This is a genomic window from Leptolyngbya sp. BC1307 (assembly GCF_002286735.1).
Lineage (GTDB): Bacteria > Cyanobacteriota > Cyanobacteriia > Phormidesmidales > Phormidesmidaceae > Phormidesmis.
In genome coordinates, this window is record NZ_NRTA01000002.1 from 64,699 (window position 1) to 80,094 (window position 15,396).

General features: G+C 54.8%; 13 protein-coding genes. 6 read left to right on the forward strand and 7 right to left on the reverse strand.

Features of this window, described 5'->3' with window-relative positions; genetic code table 11:
* Positions 1 to 5: 5 nt before the first annotated feature.
* Both CKL79_RS01675 and recN read right to left on the reverse strand, forming a co-directional pair.
* Positions 6 to 1,592: a sodium:proton antiporter gene (locus tag CKL79_RS01675; protein WP_121968002.1), complete on the reverse strand. Its 1,587-nt coding sequence runs from the start codon at positions 1,590 to 1,592 to the stop codon at positions 6 to 8.
* A gap of 112 nt (positions 1,593 to 1,704) precedes the next feature.
* Positions 1,705 to 3,531, reverse strand: a complete 1,827-nt coding sequence (gene recN / locus CKL79_RS01680) for a DNA repair protein RecN (RefSeq protein ID WP_121967844.1) — start codon at positions 3,529 to 3,531, stop codon at positions 1,705 to 1,707.
* Positions 3,532 to 3,814: 283 nt separating this feature from the next.
* Between recN and CKL79_RS01685 the strand changes: the two genes are divergently transcribed.
* Complete coding sequence (locus tag CKL79_RS01685; RefSeq protein WP_240518590.1) at positions 3,815 to 5,872, forward strand: AarF/ABC1/UbiB kinase family protein; 2,058 nt, start codon at positions 3,815 to 3,817, stop codon at positions 5,870 to 5,872.
* Between the two features lie 28 nt (positions 5,873 to 5,900).
* Here the strand turns inward: CKL79_RS01685 and CKL79_RS01690 are convergent, their stop codons facing one another.
* On the reverse strand, positions 5,901 to 8,018 hold the full coding sequence (locus CKL79_RS01690) for a potassium channel protein (protein ID WP_121967845.1): 2,118 nt from the start codon (positions 8,016 to 8,018) through the stop codon (positions 5,901 to 5,903).
* 138 nt (positions 8,019 to 8,156) lie between these two features.
* On the reverse strand, positions 8,157 to 8,732 hold the full coding sequence (locus tag CKL79_RS01695) for a DUF1877 family protein (RefSeq protein WP_121967846.1): 576 nt from the start codon (positions 8,730 to 8,732) through the stop codon (positions 8,157 to 8,159).
* Positions 8,733 to 9,119: 387 nt separating this feature from the next.
* On the opposite strand from CKL79_RS01695, the gene CKL79_RS01700 reads away from it, so the two are divergent.
* Positions 9,120 to 9,683: a PadR family transcriptional regulator gene (locus CKL79_RS01700; protein WP_121967847.1), complete on the forward strand. Its 564-nt coding sequence runs from the start codon at positions 9,120 to 9,122 to the stop codon at positions 9,681 to 9,683.
* On the opposite strand, the gene CKL79_RS01705 is transcribed toward CKL79_RS01700, so the two are convergent.
* Positions 9,644 to 10,054 (reverse strand): Fur family transcriptional regulator, encoded by a 411-nt coding sequence (locus CKL79_RS01705; RefSeq protein WP_121967848.1) that lies wholly within the window; start codon positions 10,052 to 10,054, stop codon positions 9,644 to 9,646. The two genes, CKL79_RS01700 and CKL79_RS01705, sit on opposite strands and share 40 nt — an antisense overlap.
* 100 nt (positions 10,055 to 10,154) lie before the next feature.
* Between CKL79_RS01705 and purS the strand changes: the two genes are divergently transcribed.
* Together purS and purQ are read left to right on the forward strand one after the other, a co-directional pair.
* On the forward strand, positions 10,155 to 10,460 hold the full coding sequence (gene purS, locus CKL79_RS01710) for a phosphoribosylformylglycinamidine synthase subunit PurS (protein ID WP_240518591.1): 306 nt from the start codon (positions 10,155 to 10,157) through the stop codon (positions 10,458 to 10,460).
* A gap of 13 nt (positions 10,461 to 10,473) precedes the next feature.
* Positions 10,474 to 11,172 carry a phosphoribosylformylglycinamidine synthase subunit PurQ gene (gene purQ / locus CKL79_RS01715; RefSeq protein WP_121967850.1) on the forward strand — a complete coding sequence of 233 codons (699 nt, stop codon included), beginning with the start codon at positions 10,474 to 10,476 and terminating at the stop codon, positions 11,170 to 11,172.
* A gap of 15 nt (positions 11,173 to 11,187) precedes the next feature.
* On the opposite strand, the gene CKL79_RS01720 is transcribed toward purQ, so the two are convergent.
* Positions 11,188 to 12,003 carry a nuclear transport factor 2 family protein gene (locus tag CKL79_RS01720; protein ID WP_240518592.1) on the reverse strand — a complete coding sequence of 272 codons (816 nt, stop codon included), beginning with the start codon at positions 12,001 to 12,003 and terminating at the stop codon, positions 11,188 to 11,190.
* A gap of 161 nt (positions 12,004 to 12,164) precedes the next feature.
* Here CKL79_RS01720 and murG point away from each other — a divergent pair, with 161 nt between their 5' ends.
* Positions 12,165 to 13,247: an undecaprenyldiphospho-muramoylpentapeptide beta-N-acetylglucosaminyltransferase gene (murG, locus tag CKL79_RS01725; RefSeq protein WP_121967851.1), complete on the forward strand. Its 1,083-nt coding sequence runs from the start codon at positions 12,165 to 12,167 to the stop codon at positions 13,245 to 13,247.
* A 16-nt stretch (positions 13,248 to 13,263) separates the two neighbouring features.
* Here the strand turns inward: murG and CKL79_RS01730 are convergent, their stop codons facing one another.
* Positions 13,264 to 14,697, reverse strand: coding sequence for a phospholipase D-like domain-containing protein (locus CKL79_RS01730; protein WP_240518593.1), 1,434 nt, complete (start codon positions 14,695 to 14,697; stop codon positions 13,264 to 13,266).
* A 159-nt stretch (positions 14,698 to 14,856) separates the two neighbouring features.
* Here CKL79_RS01730 and CKL79_RS01735 point away from each other — a divergent pair, with 159 nt between their 5' ends.
* The gene (locus CKL79_RS01735; RefSeq protein WP_121967852.1) at positions 14,857 to 15,375 is read left to right on the forward strand and encodes a Ycf51 family protein; all 519 of its coding nucleotides are present in this window, start codon (positions 14,857 to 14,859) and stop codon (positions 15,373 to 15,375) included.
* The last annotated feature ends 21 nt before the right edge of the window (positions 15,376 to 15,396 follow it).

Here is a 15,396-nt window from a genome sequence, read left to right on the forward strand (position 1 = left end):
GGCTACTAGGCAGGATTTTCCTGCGGCAGCACGTCTTGCAGCAGGGGGGCAAGTTCGTCTTTAAGCTGTCCGGCTCGAATGAATTCGGCGTAGGTGTCTGATTCTATCGCTAGCAGCTCGTTTCGGACTTGCTCAGCGGCGAAGTTGAGAATTTCGGGATTGGAGCGCTGCAGCTTGGTGAGGTCTTCTTGCAGCTCTTCTAGCTGACCTTCTACTAAGGCAATCTGATATCTGGCGAACTCTTTGTCTACTTCCTGACGCTCTATAAGTTCTCTAAGCCGATCAAGCACGCGGTTGAGCGCAACCCGGTGGGCAACTAGCTGAGTGTATCTTTGACGGGTGGGCTGGTCACCTAGCAAATTGAGCCAGGAGAGCAGCGGCTGAGTGGTCAATCCCTGTACCAGCAGCGTAAAGAGCATGACACCAAAGACTACCGCAATAATTTCCTGTCTGTCGGCCAGCGATTCGGGTACGCTCAGGGCTAGCGCGACTGAGACAGAGCCTCTCAATCCTCCCCACCAGAGAACGGTCTGACCAGGGATGGAGATGTTCTCACTTTTGGTCACGGCATTGCTGAAAGCACCCAAAGAATAAATGCTGAAGGCGCGAGCGGTGAGGATGATGGCGATCGCCCACAAAATAGTGTCGGCATAGTCGATCAAATACTCAAAGCGCACCTGGTCGCCAATCAGCAAAAATACGATGGAGTTGACAAAAAAGGCCAGAAACTCCCAGAATTCCGACACTACTAGCCGCGTACGAGGATTCATCCCGATCCGGGAGCCAAAATTGCCCAAAATTAGCCCGGTGGTGACCACAGCGATGACGCCTGAGCCGCCTAGCTCCTCCGCCACGATATAGGTGCCATAAGCTGACACCAGAGTAAGCGACTGCTCTACCAGCGGAATATCGAACCGCTGAGTGAGAAATGAAATGCCAAAGCCGATCAGACCGCCCAAGCTAATGCCCAAGCCTACAAAAATCCCGAAGCGAGCGATAGTCAAGGTGACATCAAATTGCTCAATGCCCAAAGCGATGCCCAGCAGCAAATTGAAGGCGACGACTGCGACCCCGTCGTTAAACAGGCTTTCGCCCTCCATCAGGGTAGTCAGCCGCTTATCTACACCAAGTTCGCGAAAGAGCGCCGTGACAGAGACCGGATCGGTTGCCGATAGGCTAGCCCCGACCAGGAGCGCGGTTGCCAGCGAAGCGCCCGCCAACTGCTGCAGGCCAAAGACCAAACCCATGATGCAAATGATGACGCCCAGCACGGCATAGAGCAAAATGGGCACAAAATCGCTCTTTAACCGGCTCCACTGAATATTCCAGGCGGCTTCAAACAGCAGCGGCGGCAGGAAAATAAACAGGATTAGCTCTGGGGAAAGGTTAACGAGCCGGACATCAACAACTGCCAGCCCCAACCCGACTAGCAGCAGCAGCAGGGTATAGGGAATATTGCGCAGAATGCTAAGGACCCGTGACAGCGTGGCTACGCCCAAAGAAACTGACAGCACCAGCAAAAATTGGCGCAGATTGGCCTCAATCGAGGGATCTTTTAGCTCGGGCTCTACAACTACGGCTAGCCAGTGCATACTGTCTGCAATTGCAGAGGCGGTCAGAAGGGAGTCAGGCAAGGCGATCACGGGGATAAAGTGAGAGCTGCTGATTAAAGCGCTTCTATAGTAAAGCTTAGTGGGCAGCGCATCACCCTGCCTGACGAATCGTTTCGGCTTGTACCAGCAGAGAGTCGGCAAAGGCGATCGCCTCGCTATGCGATCTGCCCCCGGCCAACTGCGCCAGTTCGTCTCGCCGGGACTGCGCATCGAGCGGGGTGACTTTGACTATGGTGCGCTCGGCTTCGGTCGCCTTGTCTGTTTTACCCGCTTTGCCCGTTTTGGCAGACTGGTCGGCGATTTTAGCGCGCGCTTTGGCTTCTTCGGTGGCAGTAGGCGACTGGCCTTTGGTAGCGATCACCGCTAACGGCTGAGTGACGATGTGTTTGCCAACGTGAAAGTGAGCATCGGCCATGGCAGCAACCAGCGGCTGGTGAGTAACGCACAGCACCTGATGAGTGCGACCCAGTTGATAGAGCTTTTCGGCGATCGCCTGCGCCACCCGCCCGGATACGCCGACATCGATTTCGTCAAATACCATGGTGCCAATCGGATCGACCCGTGAAAAGCACGCCTTCAGCGCCAGCAAAAACCGGCTCATTTCGCCGCCTGAAGCAATTTCAACCAGCGGCTGCAAAGGTTCACCCGGGTTGGGGCTAAACAAAAAAGAAATCAGGTCTGCCCCTTCCGCTGCGGGCGCTTGTGACTGAATATCAACTTTGAATTTTACTCGCTCCATTGCCAGGGGTTTGAGCTGCGCGACCAGCGATCGCTCTAGCGTTTTCGCCGCCGCCTGGCGCAGTTGAGTGAGCTGCTGACAGTTCTCCCTCAGTGTCTTTTGTTTGCTTTGGTAAGCAGCTTCTAAGGCTTCGATAGACTGGCCTTCGCCATGCAGAGCCGCCAGTGAAGCCTGGATGCTCTGATAGTACTCAATCAGCGCTGGCAAATCCCGATTGTACTTGCGGCAAAGCTGTTTGAGCTGTGCCATCCGCTGATCAATTTCTTCTAGCCGCTCTGGATCGGTCTCAATGCTCTCTCCGTAAGCATTAATCTGACGGCCTGCCTCCTGAATCTGAGCCAGCGCGTCGCTGACCATATCTAAAATCGGGTTAACCTCCGGGTCAAAGCGCAGCATATCGCTTAAGGTGCTTTCGGCCTGACCCAGCATATCGGCGCAGGCTTCGCCGCCGTCGTTTTCATAGAGAATCTGATAGACCTGATAGCTCTGCTGCTGCAGTTCGACGCTGTGACTCAGACGCTGATGCTCTATCTGCAGCGCTTCTAGCTCATCGGGGGCCTCTAGTTCGGCTGCGCTTAGCTCTTTGCTCTGGTATTCGAACATCTCTAGCTGATCGGTGCGCTGCTGCTCCGCCCGGCGGCGAGTGTCTAAGGCTTTTTTGGCAGCGGTGGCCACTGCATAGTCTATCGCGACCTGCTGGCGCTGCTGCAGTAATGTTTTGTCACCAAAGCCATCTAGCCAGTCGCGCTGCAGATCAGGAGAGCCGAGCTGTAGGGTCTGGCCCTGCGCTGTAATTTCGATCAGCAGGTGGCGCAGCTCTTCCATCTGCGGCTTTTTGACCACCGTGCCGTTCAGCCGAGAGCGACTGCGTACAGAGCCTTTGCCAGCGGTCAGTTCGCGGCGACAGATGAGCATATCTCCCTCAGAGGGAATTTCATTGACGCTTAGCCAGTCAGCAACGCGCGGATCTAGATCGAAGCTGGCCTCAATTAGCGCTTTTTCAGTGCCGGTTCTTACCCATCTGTTGGTGGCTTTCCCCCCTAGCACGGCGTCAATGGCATCTAGGATAATAGACTTGCCTGCGCCGGTTTCGCCCGTTAAAACGTTGAGCCCGGGCTGCAGCTTCAGATCGAGCTGGTCGATGAGGGCAAAATTCTCAATTTTTAAGGAAGCCAGCATAGCCCTCTACGTCGCCACCGCAATTGTTGACAGATTTCATAGGCAGAATGTGCGCGATCAGTGAAGGGGCTGAGAAAAAAGTTTTATAGCTAGAGGCGGACGACAGCCTTCACCGAGTTGATACAATAGTTTACATATGTTGATTCTATAGCGACTCCTATTTACATCATCATCCCTGCCCGGCGATTTTTTGAGTGATTATCTGAGCCTGCTCTGTCTGAGCTTATTCTATCGCTGTGGATCGAGGGCTTGTCCCGGACGACTACATTTTCTGAAATATTTTATGAGCGTAGCTTCTCCTGATCTTGGCCGTCCATCTGAACTTGATACTTCGACAGCTGCCTCAACCGTGATTCTCGATGCGGCAGGTCGCCCCGTTGACATGCCCATCGCTGCCGTTGAAGACCAGCCGACTGTAACGGCGGCAAAGGCCCCGGCGGCAGCGACTCGACCGCCTCAGTCTTTAGAAGATATTTTGGTTTATGACCCCGAGGCGATCGCCGCCTTCTATCGCCGCCGTCCTCTTCGTATTTTGTTCCGCTTGGTCGAAATTTTTTGGCTCGCGGCGGGCTACGTGATCGGACTGCTCTCAGATCGGCTCACAGGTCGCCAAAAGATTAACGAGAAAAAGCGGGCCGCGGGACTGCGGATAATGCTAACTCGCCTCGGCCCAGCCTATATCAAGGTGGGGCAGGCGCTCTCGACGCGGCCAGACCTGGTTTCGCCGATGACCATGACCGAGATGGTAAAGCTACAAGATCAGCTGCCGCCTTTCTCTAATGAAATTGCCATGCGTTTCATCGAAGAAGAAATTGGTCAGCCACCGGAGAACGTCTATGCAAATCTATCGGCGATGCCAGTAGCCGCAGCGTCTTTAGGACAGGTCTATAAGGGGCAACTACAAACCGGTGAAACGGTAGCTGTCAAAGTGCAGCGCCCCGGCCTAGCCGAACAAATCGCCAAAGACATTTACATCCTGCGAATTTTGGCGAACTGGGCGACTAATAACATCAGTCAGATCCGCAGCGATCTGGTGAGCATTGTCGACGAATTTGGTACGCGCATCTTTGAAGAGATGGACTACACCCATGAGGGTGAAAATGCGGAGCGCTTCGCTGACCTGTACGGCTGCCTGCCAGAAATTTTGGTGCCAGGCATTTACCCGCAGTACACCGGGCGGCGAGTGCTGACGATGGAGTGGATCGAGGGGGTTAAACTCACCGAAATTGAACGATTGCGTGCTCAGGGCATTGACCCGACTCATGTGATTGAGGTGGGCGTGCAGTGCTCACTTCGGCAACTGCTAGAGCACGGCTTTTTCCACGCTGACCCGCACCCGGGCAACTTGCTGGTTACAAAAGACGGCAAGCTGGCCTACCTGGATTTTGGCATGATGTGCCAGGTAGAGCCCTACCAGCGCTATGGCCTGATCGAAGCGATTGTGCATATGGTCAACCGCGATTTTGAAGGGCTTGCTCAAGACTATGTCAACCTGGAATTTTTGACGCCGGAGACAGATTTGAGCCCGATTGTGCCAGCGCTGGCAGGGGTTTTTAACAATGCTCTGGGGGCTAGCGTCGCCGAGCTGAATCTGAAGAGCATCACGGACGAATTTTCGGCACTGATGTACGAGTACCCATTTCGCGTGCCAGCTTATTACGCGCTGATCATTCGCTCATTGGTGACGCTAGACGGTATTGCCATTAGCGTCGATCCTGACTTTAAGGTGCTCAGTAAGGCGTATCCCTACGTCGCCCGGCGACTGCTGACCGACCCTGCCCCGCAGCTGCGAGGCTCTTTGCAAGCACTGCTGTTTCAAGACGGCAGCTTCCGGTGGAATCGTTTAGAAAACTTGCTTAAAAATGCCGGCAACAGTGACGACTACGATCTCGATCAGGTGCTCGACCAGACATTTGAATTTTTATTCTCAGAGCGAGGCCGGTTTTTGCGCGATCGCGTTGCTGATGAGCTAGCCAAAGAAATCGACAAAGCGGGCTACGGATTGGTTCAGCAAGTGGCTCGTACGCTGCGGCTCCAGGGACCCAGTAAAACGACGCTAACATCGCTTGACCGATCAGATTCACCCGTAACCAGTAGCTGGGAGCAAGCTGCGCGGATCTTGCGTATTTTGCGAGACACACCTGGCGTTAATGCCACGATGCTGGCTAACTTGCTGCCCAAGCTAATCGCTCAGCCAGAGGCGCGAAATATCGGTCGCCGGGTCGTGAATGGTGTGGTGCAGCGATTGATCGCTCGGCTGATCCGCGAGTTTTTAGTGACTAAGCCAGTGACTAATCCGGCTGTTCTGCCACCCGCTTTGCCGCCCGCGAGAGCGGCTTGAGATCATTCGTTGGCTTTCTCCGCCCGGTCTAGCAGTCGTCAATTAGCGCAAGGCGGACCGGCAGCTGTTCGTTCAACGTCTGGATCAAGCGAGCGGCCTGGTAGTCATAGAGTTGAATATCCATTGCCGCTGGCAACTGTTCGACAAAGCTGCGGGCGCGCTCAGGGCTACAGTCAGTGAGTTTGGTCAGCAGGTCGGCTACCTGCTGCTGCGGTTCGGCGTTTGGCCGGACATGGGGTAGCGCCTCTACCGACAGCCGCCAGCGACGGGGTGGGGTCATTTCACCGCGTTCAATGCGACGCAGGCCGTTGATAGAAGACAGGACAAAGAGGCGATCGCCCGTCAGCAGCCGCTGATCATCGGTGGGCATCAAAATGCTGCAAAGCTTGCCTTTGTGATCGCAGGTTTCTCTGAGGATAGGCACGACGCCATAGCCATAGGCAATCTGCGCTAGCTGCTTACCGGCTAGCGTATCACCTGAGCCGATCACATATTCTGTGATCAAAATTGTCTGGCCGCTGAGCCGAAACAGGCCCAAGATGTTCTCTCCAAAAGCCGCTCCAGCAAACGCTTCAGCCGAGAGCGCGTAGGGGCACAAAACCTGAGCCTGGGGCATCAGCGCCGCCAGATTGTCACTAAATGCCTGGCTGCGGGTGCGGACGACTGGGGCAAAGGTGCGATCGCGGCCCAGTGTCTTTTCAGAAGCCAGCAGCGCCACTTCCAAATTAAGCATCTGATCGTCAGTAACAGCGATTACGCTTTTGGCCGTGGCCAGATTCGCTGCCGACAGCTCTTCTAAAATATTGCCAATCAGCAACGGCACTTGCGTATAGAGTTCGGGGTGCCGGGCCTGAGAATCGACGGCGACCAGCGGCTGATTTAGCTCTTGCAGCAAGCTGGTAACTTTGCGTCCAATGCGACCGAGGCCGACGACGACGACATGCTGCTGCCGGGGAATGCGAGGCCGCTTTTGTAAAAAGTCAAAGCGAGAGCTGAGCAGCCGGTCGGCGACCAGTCCTAAGACGCCCAATACGACCAGAATGCTGGTGAGCGTAATCATCAGGCAGACTAGCAGCACCCAGCCCGGCGCAGTAGGCATGTCAAAGCCGCCAAAGACATCGCCATAGCCACCCAGCAGCAAAATTGCGCCCAGCGTAATCGCTTTTACCCAGACTAGGCCAGGAATCGTTGCCTTCAGAATCAACGTGCCGCTGATCCACAGCACAATAGCAGTCAGCAGGGCGATCGCGACCACCCGCTCCAAAGACTGCTCAGAAGACTGCCGCCAGCTTTTTAACCGTCGCTGCCAGTCGCCCGATCGCAAATCTTCTAGCCAGTGAGAAAAAGCTGTCAGCGGACTATCTTCCTGAGGTGGGTCAGCGACCGCGTCAACTTCTATATAGGCAACGCGATCGCCCGGGGCTACCCGCACATGCGGCTGCCAGCGGTAAAACATCGAAGAGGCTGTGGTGGCCCATCCTAAGGGCTGCTGTGGGTTTTCGACCGGGGCGAGATCAAGCAGCCGAAAGCGGCCCCGATGCAGCTGCTGCACAGCCTGACGGTCAAAGCGCGGATCGCCGGCCTGGACAAACCGCTCCACCACCCGAAAGCGATGGCGGCCCGCTGTAAAAACGCTAACCGTGTCGTCTCCTAAACCCGCCAGCACAAAGGTCATGGCCGGCAGTTCAGTGGCATCGAGAGCGACAAATTTACCCAGCTGTCGCTGCAACAGAGCATTGAGGCTATGGCGCGAAGAGCGCAAAATAATTTGGATATCGGCGTTGAGGCGGCGGGCGGCGATCGCACATTCTACATTGGTACTCTCATCGCTCGTGACAATCAAAATAGCGCGGCTCGTCTCAATTCCCGCCTTTTTGAGCACGTCTTCCCGGCGACAGTCGCCTACGACCAACGGGGCAGCTAGCAGATTGGGCAAATCATTGATCTCCCAGGTGAGAATCTGCTGCCAGTCAACGGCTGTGATATTCACCTGAAACGGATTATCGTCAAACTTTTTGAGGCTGACGATGCTTTGCTGGCCCAAACTTCCCAAACCACAGACGATAAAGCGATCATGGTCAGTCGCAGGGAACTGCGTGACCATGGGCATCAAGGTCTCAGGGCCAAGGGGATAGTGAGCGGGCATAGCAGCGCCTTAACTGAAAGGGTCTTCTTTACTTAACCTACTTTCGCCAAAGAAAGATTGAGCGAATGGCTACGATCTCTTCAATTTCTGATGATGTCTCTTGAGCTTGGTTCCAAGCAAGTTTGTTTGGAACCAGGTTCAGATGACTGTTGTGAGAATGACCTGCTGTCTCTCAGCGGCTTCTACGAAACAGGTTTTGAATGATTGGATAGCTGCTCGACAGTCTTCGAGCCAGTCATTCGGATCGTATTGTGAGGAGTCAAAGTGGCTAAGTAGCTCATCTACTTCCAGTCCGAGGAGAACACGCGCGATTTCCCCAACTTGCTCTGGTATGAGATAACGCAAACCCGAAGCTGAGTCAAACCATTCACCACCCCAGATAGCCCTATTTGAAAATTCAGCACCCACATCCGGGTAGTTTGTCTCCAGTGCTTTTGACAAACAGGTATGCAGCTGTTCGTCTATTCGAGTGCCCAGATAGACCTTTCTCTGAGCAAGCAGCGGATCGCCTAGTTTCAGCAGCTTCAGGCTCTGTTCTAAAAGACTACAGTATTCATCTAATTCATTTTCAGGTTCAAAGAGAAAGTGATTGTCATCCACGCTGTTTCCGAAAGCTGCAAAGTCTGCTCTGTAATCTTTCTTAAATTCTTCAGCTACTGTTCTTGGGCAATACTTAAAGCTAACTGTAGGAGGCTCGGTAAACCAAGAGAACATACTTCGACTTCCGTAGCTCCATATATTCTCGACCAGATTTCGCAGTTTCTTATCAGAGCGAAGTTGATCCAGAAGCTTGATAGGTACAGCTTGTTTTGCAACGGAGTGTGACACTGCTGAACTTTGTAAAGTGTTGTGTTGTGGCCTTGCCAGATCTGCCTAATCATAGGAGAGAGCAGCGCATACTTAATTATGCTATGCCCAACCTCGGTCACTGCGCAACTTGATCCTAGCCGTTGATCCGGTGATGTTAGAAGACCTGTGATGTTAGAAGAAAGGTAATTCGCTATAGGCTCACGTTGATTGCCTGATGAAACTTGCCTTAAACCTACATAGTCACATTTATTAGCTTACTATGTCTATAGGTGAATATTCTTGGTCTAGAGTATGGCTCTTTCCTATGCGATTTTAGCGGCGCTGTTTAATCAGTCTTGCAGCGGCTATGACCTGGTAAAACGCTTTAACAAGTCGGTGGAATGCTTCTGGAGCGCCAGCCATCAGCAGATTTATAAGGCTTTGAGCAATCTTGAAGCCGAAGGGCACATTGTATCTGAAAAAATTGAGCAGGAAAATCGGCCCAATAAAAAGCTCTATACCGTCACCGACAGCGGTCGTCAGCACTTGCAGCGGTGGATTGGGGAAGCGGAGGCAATTTCTCCGATTAAGTCCGACCTGTTGATCAAGCTGTCTGTCGGCCACGCCGTTCCGACCATCACTCTATTGCAAACGCTGCAAACCTACTACGAGCAGCACAAGGAAAGGCTCAAAAGCTATCAGCTGATCTCTAAGCAATACGCGCAGGCGCTTCAGCCCTCTCGGGAAAGCCAGTTTCAGTATTTGGCGCTGCGGGCTGGCATTCGTCAGCAGCTCGCCTGGATTGCCTGGTGCGAAGAGGCGATGGGCTTTTTGGGTCAGCCGGTAGCGGTGAGAGAGTCTTCTTCAGCAAGCTGACACTGCTCGCACAGGCCGAAAAACTCTAGCGTGTGATAAAAGATCTGAAAGTGGTGCGACTCGGTCAGGTGGCTCTCTAGACCATGTACCGGGCATTCTGCCATGACTACCGAGCTGCCGCAGCGCACGCAGGTGAGGTGATGGGTGTCTTCTTGAGTCAGGCTGTAGAGTGATTCGCCACTGGAGAGCGTTCGCACCTGCACCGCGCCTTCTAGCTTGAGTGACTCTAGCGATCGGTAGACGGTGGCCAGCCCCATGCTTACCTGGCGCTGGCGAAGCTGCACGTACAGCTCTTGGGCTGAAATCGCGCTCTTGAGCTGCTTCAGTAAGTCGAGAACCTGGATTTGACTGCGGGTGCGGCGGGTTTTCATGAGTAGAGATCGGTTGAGCCAGAGAAAATGACTCCTCATTTCCAGCTTAGATGAGTGCGCAGCAAAGTAGCGAGGGATGCGGTAGGATCGCAGGTGTCTTTTGCCAATAGGTAAGGTAACGGTGGCGCAATCTGCTCAGGCCAATTTATATCATGCCAAAGTCTATGTGACGCTGCGACCTTCGGTGCTTGACCCGGCGGGAACGGCGGTGCGCTCGGGCTTGGCCCATATGGGCTATGACAATGTCTCTAAGGTTCGCATTGGTAAGTACATTGAGCTAGATCTCACGGCTGAGAGTGAAGCTGCCGCTCAGCAGCAGCTTGATAAAATTTGCGATCAGCTACTGGCTAACCCGGTGATTGAGAACTATCGGATTGAGGTTTTGCAGGCAGCAGCAGCGGTATAAGGGAGCAGCGGCGATGAACTTTGGCGTGATTGTTTTTCCAGGGGCTAATTGCGATCGCGATATCGCCTACATCCTGCGTGACATTCTCCAGCAGCCGACTCGCATGGTCTGGCACGAAGACCGGGATTTATCGAATGTAGACGTGGTGGTGGTGCCGGGCGGCTTTAGCTACGGCGACTATTTGCGCTGCGGGGCGATCGCTCAGTTTTCTCCGGCGATGCAGGCCACTGCCGAACATGCTCAGCAAGGCAAGCTGGTAATGGGCATTTGCAATGGTTTTCAGGTGCTGACGGAGATGGGGCTATTGCCAGGGGCGCTGGTGCGAAATCGGGATTTGCATTTTGTGTGCGATCGCCAGCCGCTCACCGTCGAGCGCACTGACTTACCCTGGACGCAAGGCTACCAGGCAGGCCAAGTGATCACCCTACCGATTGCCCACGGTGAAGGCTGCTACTACGCCGCGCCCGACACCATCAAAGCTCTAGAAGACAACCGTCAGGTACTTTTCCGCTACAGCGATACCGACGGCAAGGCCACTCAGACCGCTAACCCCAACGGCTCTCTCAACAATATTGCGGGTATCTGCAACCGGGCGGGCAACGTTTTGGGCATGATGCCTCACCCGGAGCGCGCCGCCGACCCAGCCCTGGGCAATACCGATGGATCAGCTTTGTTTAAAGGGCTATTGCAGGCAGCGATGGTGGCAGCTTAGCTGAGCCTTCTTGGGCTATTCTTCTACCCGCAGGCGACGGGTAACGACTGTGATGCCGTCATCGCTCACAAGCAGAGCCGACACCCAGCGGGTATCCGGATTTGCCGGGGCTTCACCCACCTTAAACAGGCCACCGGCTGCTAGCAGCTCTAGCTCTACCGGTCGCCCTGTAAAAAAGTCTTGCGCAGTGCTGCCTTCTTCTACCGCTGCACCTAGCAGATAGCGATCGCCCAGAGGCTCTGCGACAATGGCATCAAAGTCGTAGGTTTCGCCGGTCTTTACCTGCTCTGGCAAAATCACAGACACGGTCGGCGGATTGTCTCCAGAGGTGAGCTGATTGCGCTCAGACAGCGTTGTTTGGGCGACGATTTTGCCATCTGCAAACGTCTGCTGAGAGCGAATCACCGACTCTAGCTGAGCGGGCCGACCGCTACTGGTCTGAGTGCCATTGATATAGGTCACAGTTTCAGCCGTATAGCCACCGCCCTCAACAGGTTCCCAAGACTGTAGCTCTACCCGATAGGTAAGGCTGTCATAGCTCTCCCAAAGGGTTTGTAGCGCTGTTTGCAGCGTTTCGTAGGTAAACCCGTCTTCATTGGTAAAACTAGGGCTATAGCCCTGCATCACGGCTGTCACGTCACCAGCGGTAGCAGCGGTGGCAATCTGCTCCAGCGTACTGACTAAGTCGGCGGGCGCTGTCTCAGGAGAGGCGGCTTTAGCTGTGAGCCCACTGCCCAAGCTCAAGGCCAGTCCACAGGTCAGGGCAGACGCAAGCTGCCAGGGCTTAGGCCAGTTGAGCCGGTCTGCGAACCAGTGTTGGCGATGGGTCATGGGTTCACACTTCCTTATAAGAACGGTGGAATGAATAATTGTGGGCAGATATTACCTTAAACCAAGGTAACCTGAAATTTGTACTTGGCCAATTTCTGGCCGACCTCTGGCTAGTCTCGCAGCCGGGGTCTACTCTTTGAGACTTTTGGGAACTAATTTTTATGGGCGAAGTACCGGCAGGGCCAGCCAAACTCTTGATTGCCGCTAGCGGTACGGGCGGTCATTTGTTTCCCGCGATCGCCACCGCACAGCAGCTCTCAAACTTCAAGATTGAATGGCTAGGTGTGCCTGATCGCCTGGAAACTCAGCTTGTCCCAGATGAATATCCTCTTCATACAGTGCGAATGGGGGGCGTTCAGGGCGGTTTGGGGCTTGGCTCGCTGAAATTGGTAGCTCAGTTTAGCCGGGCAATTGCCTACGTGCGCAATCTGCTCAAGCGGGGAAACTTTCACGGCGTTTTTACGACAGGTGGCTATATTGCGGCCCCGGCCATTATCGCGGCCCGCTCTCTGGGCCTACCGGCCATTTTGCACGAGTCTAACGCGCTGCCGGGTAAAGTTACGCGCTGGCTGAGCCCCTGGTGTACAACGGTGGCCCTGGGCTTTCAAGAGGCGGCGGCTTATTTGCCCAAAGCGCAGACGCAAGTGGTAGGAACGCCCGTGCGATCGCAGTTCTTAAAAGATACGCTCAGCGCTCGTCTGACCGATATTGATATTCCAGCCGACGCGCCGCTGATTGCCGTTGTCGGGGGCAGCCAGGGCGCTGTCGCCGTCAATCAGCTCGTGCGGGCAGCTGCCCCAACCTGGCTAGACACCGGAGCCTGGATTGTTCATATCACCGGCAGTAACGACAGCGACGCTGACAGCTTTAGCCACCCCCACTACATTCACCGCCCGTTTTATGACAATATGGCAGCGCTTTTCCAAAGGGCCGATCTAGCGGTCAGCCGGGCCGGAGCAGGCACGCTGATCGAGCTAGCAGTGACCGGTACGCCTGCCATTCTGATTCCCTACCCCTTCGCTGCCGAAGACCATCAGACTTACAACGCTGCGGCCTTCAGTCAGACGGGTGCCGCTCAGGTGTATCAGCAGGCCGACCTCTCAGCCGAGCAGCTTCAGGCAATGGTTTTAGATCTGCTAAAAACGCCCGACCAGCTCAGCCAAATGGCGGCGGCGGCGAGCAGTCTGGCAATCGCCGATAGCGCAGCGAAGATGGCTAAGCTGATTACTCAGCAGATTGCTTAGGGATGAGAGCAACCTACTAGCCGCTCGGCGCTGAAGTCACCGTTGGGCAGCGCTGCTGACTGTCGGCTGTCTTACGTTCAAGCAGCGATGTATTACCTACGTAAGGTGAGCGATACAGCCTTTCAAATTCGCGGTTAAAGTGAGCGGCGACAGTGGGGTTTCGAATCACCAGCAGGGTTTCGTCGTTTTCGGTATTGGCGGCGTGGCTCCAGTTTTGAGAGCCGATAATGACAGTCGTGCCATCGATCACAGCAAACTTGTGGTGGAGCTTATCGCCGGAAGGCAACTGCGGCGAACCGACGGATGCACTGGGCGTCAGCCAGGGCCGGTTGTCTGCCTCTATGCGGCAGCGCTGGTCGGGCAGCGCGACACCAAGCATATCCAAAGCCTCACTGTAGCTGCGATAGACAAAGCTGGGGTCAATTAAAGCCCGTAGCGCTGTGCCTGCTTTGACCTGAGCTTCCAACTGGTTGACAATGGGCTGCTCTGAGAAGACAAACAAGGCCAGATCGATGCTGCGGGTAGATTGGCTGAGGGTGCGGTTAATTAAGCCGTTGACACTCTGGTCGTAGGGTTTGGTGGGTGACAGAGGAGAAAACTGGAGGGTGACGCTGCTGTTGGGCAGGGCGATCGCCTGCGCTGGACGGTGCGGCTTTTTGAGTCCGAACCGGCTATCGGTGCGTCCGCCTGGGCCATCACCCCACATCAGGTTAAATTCTTCGGTGAAGCGGTCTGCCATCGGCGCACTGTCAATTTTGAGAATGACGTTGACGTTGCCGCGACTGTCGGGCTCATCGCCATCGCCATGAGTGCCCGAAAGCGTCAGGTTAGCTGATCCGGTGAGCACCCAGCGGCGGTCGATGACTAAAAATTTGTGATGCATGAGGCCGCTGCCTTTGGAACCGTCGGCAGTGTCGTCTAACCAGGGCAGGGAGGCCGTTTTGACAATTCGTAGGGCATCAGCTTGAGCAATTTCGGCGGGTGTGAGAGTGCCGTCGCGATCGCTGTCGGCGATCGCCATCCAGGCCTCGGTTTGCTCTGCCTGCGCTTGGGCCGAAGTCGGGTTAGCGTACTGATTTTCTAGAATCAAACGCACCTTCACACCGCGATTAGCACTGTCCACCAGAGCCTGAGCAACAAGCGGTAAATTCAGCGATTGCACAGCTACATCCACAGAAGTCGCCGCCTCAGCAATAGCTGTGACTACAACCTGCTCTAGGTCGTCGCCATAGCGCTCAATCTGACGATAGGGATCGGTGTAGACATTGGCTTCTGACTGATTGAAATAAACCTGAATATAGGGGTCTTGAGGCAGTAGACTGACCGCAGGCTGCAGGGCGACCGGTGGCGGCGTAGCCATGATCCGCCAAATGCTGCTGCCGACTGTCAAAATCAGCGCAATGGCAAAGAGCAGCAGCCACTGCCAGCGGCGAAAGCGTTGAGGAATCACGGCACCTGTTAAATAGCTGAACAACGGCTGCTCAGCCGGGGCCGATCAGCACCTAGTTAGTTAGCCCACCGCGAGCAAGGGAGGTAACGAAATCGGTCAAACCACTGCTCAGGGCAAGGAAACCCTATAATTGATCGAGCCGTAACCGTTGATATCTCTATGCTCACTCCTGCACAGTTTTTGCAAGCTACCGGCTGGTTTGCAATTGGCACTCTGGTCTTTGCCCTGCTGACGGCGATCGCCTTTTTCCTCAAGTGGGGCATTCGCTTTCGCCTGGTAGGGGCCACTGGGTTTATGGGCGTGCTCACTGCTGGCCTGCTGGGTCTGAGCTTTGAACCCTTCACCCAAGCCCAAATTCCAGGCGCGGTTCCCTATGCCACGGTGTTTGACTCAGGCTCGTCGCAGGTAACGATTACCGTGCCTAATTCGATTACGGCGACTGAACTAGAGGCCACCCTGCAGCAGGCCGCCAGTAATTTGCTCAAGCCCAGTCGGATTGGTGGGGGCGGGCAAACAACGCCGACTATCAGGGCGCGGGCCATAGTCCACCAGCCGGGCATATCAGAGCTGGTGTACGTCGGTCAGGTAACGCCGGGAACAAGCCCTACGGGTGAGCGATCGCCCATCGTCAAAGTTTACCCCGATGCGCTGGCCAAGGCTAATCAGGCTGCGTCATGATGTTGAGTAGTACTTTCTCCT

What these genes read in the sequence shown, in the direction of transcription:
- purQ (WP_121967850.1), top strand. Translation starts at nt 10,474, where the DNA reads ATGAACTTTGGCGTGATTGTTTTTCCAGGGGCTAATTGCGATCGCGAT.
- recN (WP_121967844.1), bottom strand. Translation starts at nt 3,531, where the DNA reads ATGCTGGCTTCCTTAAAAATTGAGAATTTTGCCCTCATCGACCAGCTC.
- CKL79_RS01705 (WP_121967848.1), bottom strand. Translation starts at nt 10,054, where the DNA reads ATGAAAACCCGCCGCACCCGCAGTCAAATCCAGGTTCTCGACTTACTG.
- CKL79_RS01695 (WP_121967846.1), bottom strand. Translation starts at nt 8,732, where the DNA reads ATGTTCTCTTGGTTTACCGAGCCTCCTACAGTTAGCTTTAAGTATTGC.
- CKL79_RS01675 (WP_121968002.1), bottom strand. Translation starts at nt 1,592, where the DNA reads ATGCACTGGCTAGCCGTAGTTGTAGAGCCCGAGCTAAAAGATCCCTCG.
- CKL79_RS01735 (WP_121967852.1), top strand. Translation starts at nt 14,857, where the DNA reads ATGCTCACTCCTGCACAGTTTTTGCAAGCTACCGGCTGGTTTGCAATT.
- CKL79_RS01700 (WP_121967847.1), top strand. Translation starts at nt 9,120, where the DNA reads ATGGCTCTTTCCTATGCGATTTTAGCGGCGCTGTTTAATCAGTCTTGC.
- CKL79_RS01720 (WP_240518592.1), bottom strand. Translation starts at nt 12,003, where the DNA reads ATGACCCATCGCCAACACTGGTTCGCAGACCGGCTCAACTGGCCTAAG.
- murG (WP_121967851.1), top strand. Translation starts at nt 12,165, where the DNA reads ATGGGCGAAGTACCGGCAGGGCCAGCCAAACTCTTGATTGCCGCTAGC.
- CKL79_RS01685 (WP_240518590.1), top strand. Translation starts at nt 3,815, where the DNA reads ATGAGCGTAGCTTCTCCTGATCTTGGCCGTCCATCTGAACTTGATACT.
- CKL79_RS01690 (WP_121967845.1), bottom strand. Translation starts at nt 8,018, where the DNA reads ATGCCCGCTCACTATCCCCTTGGCCCTGAGACCTTGATGCCCATGGTC.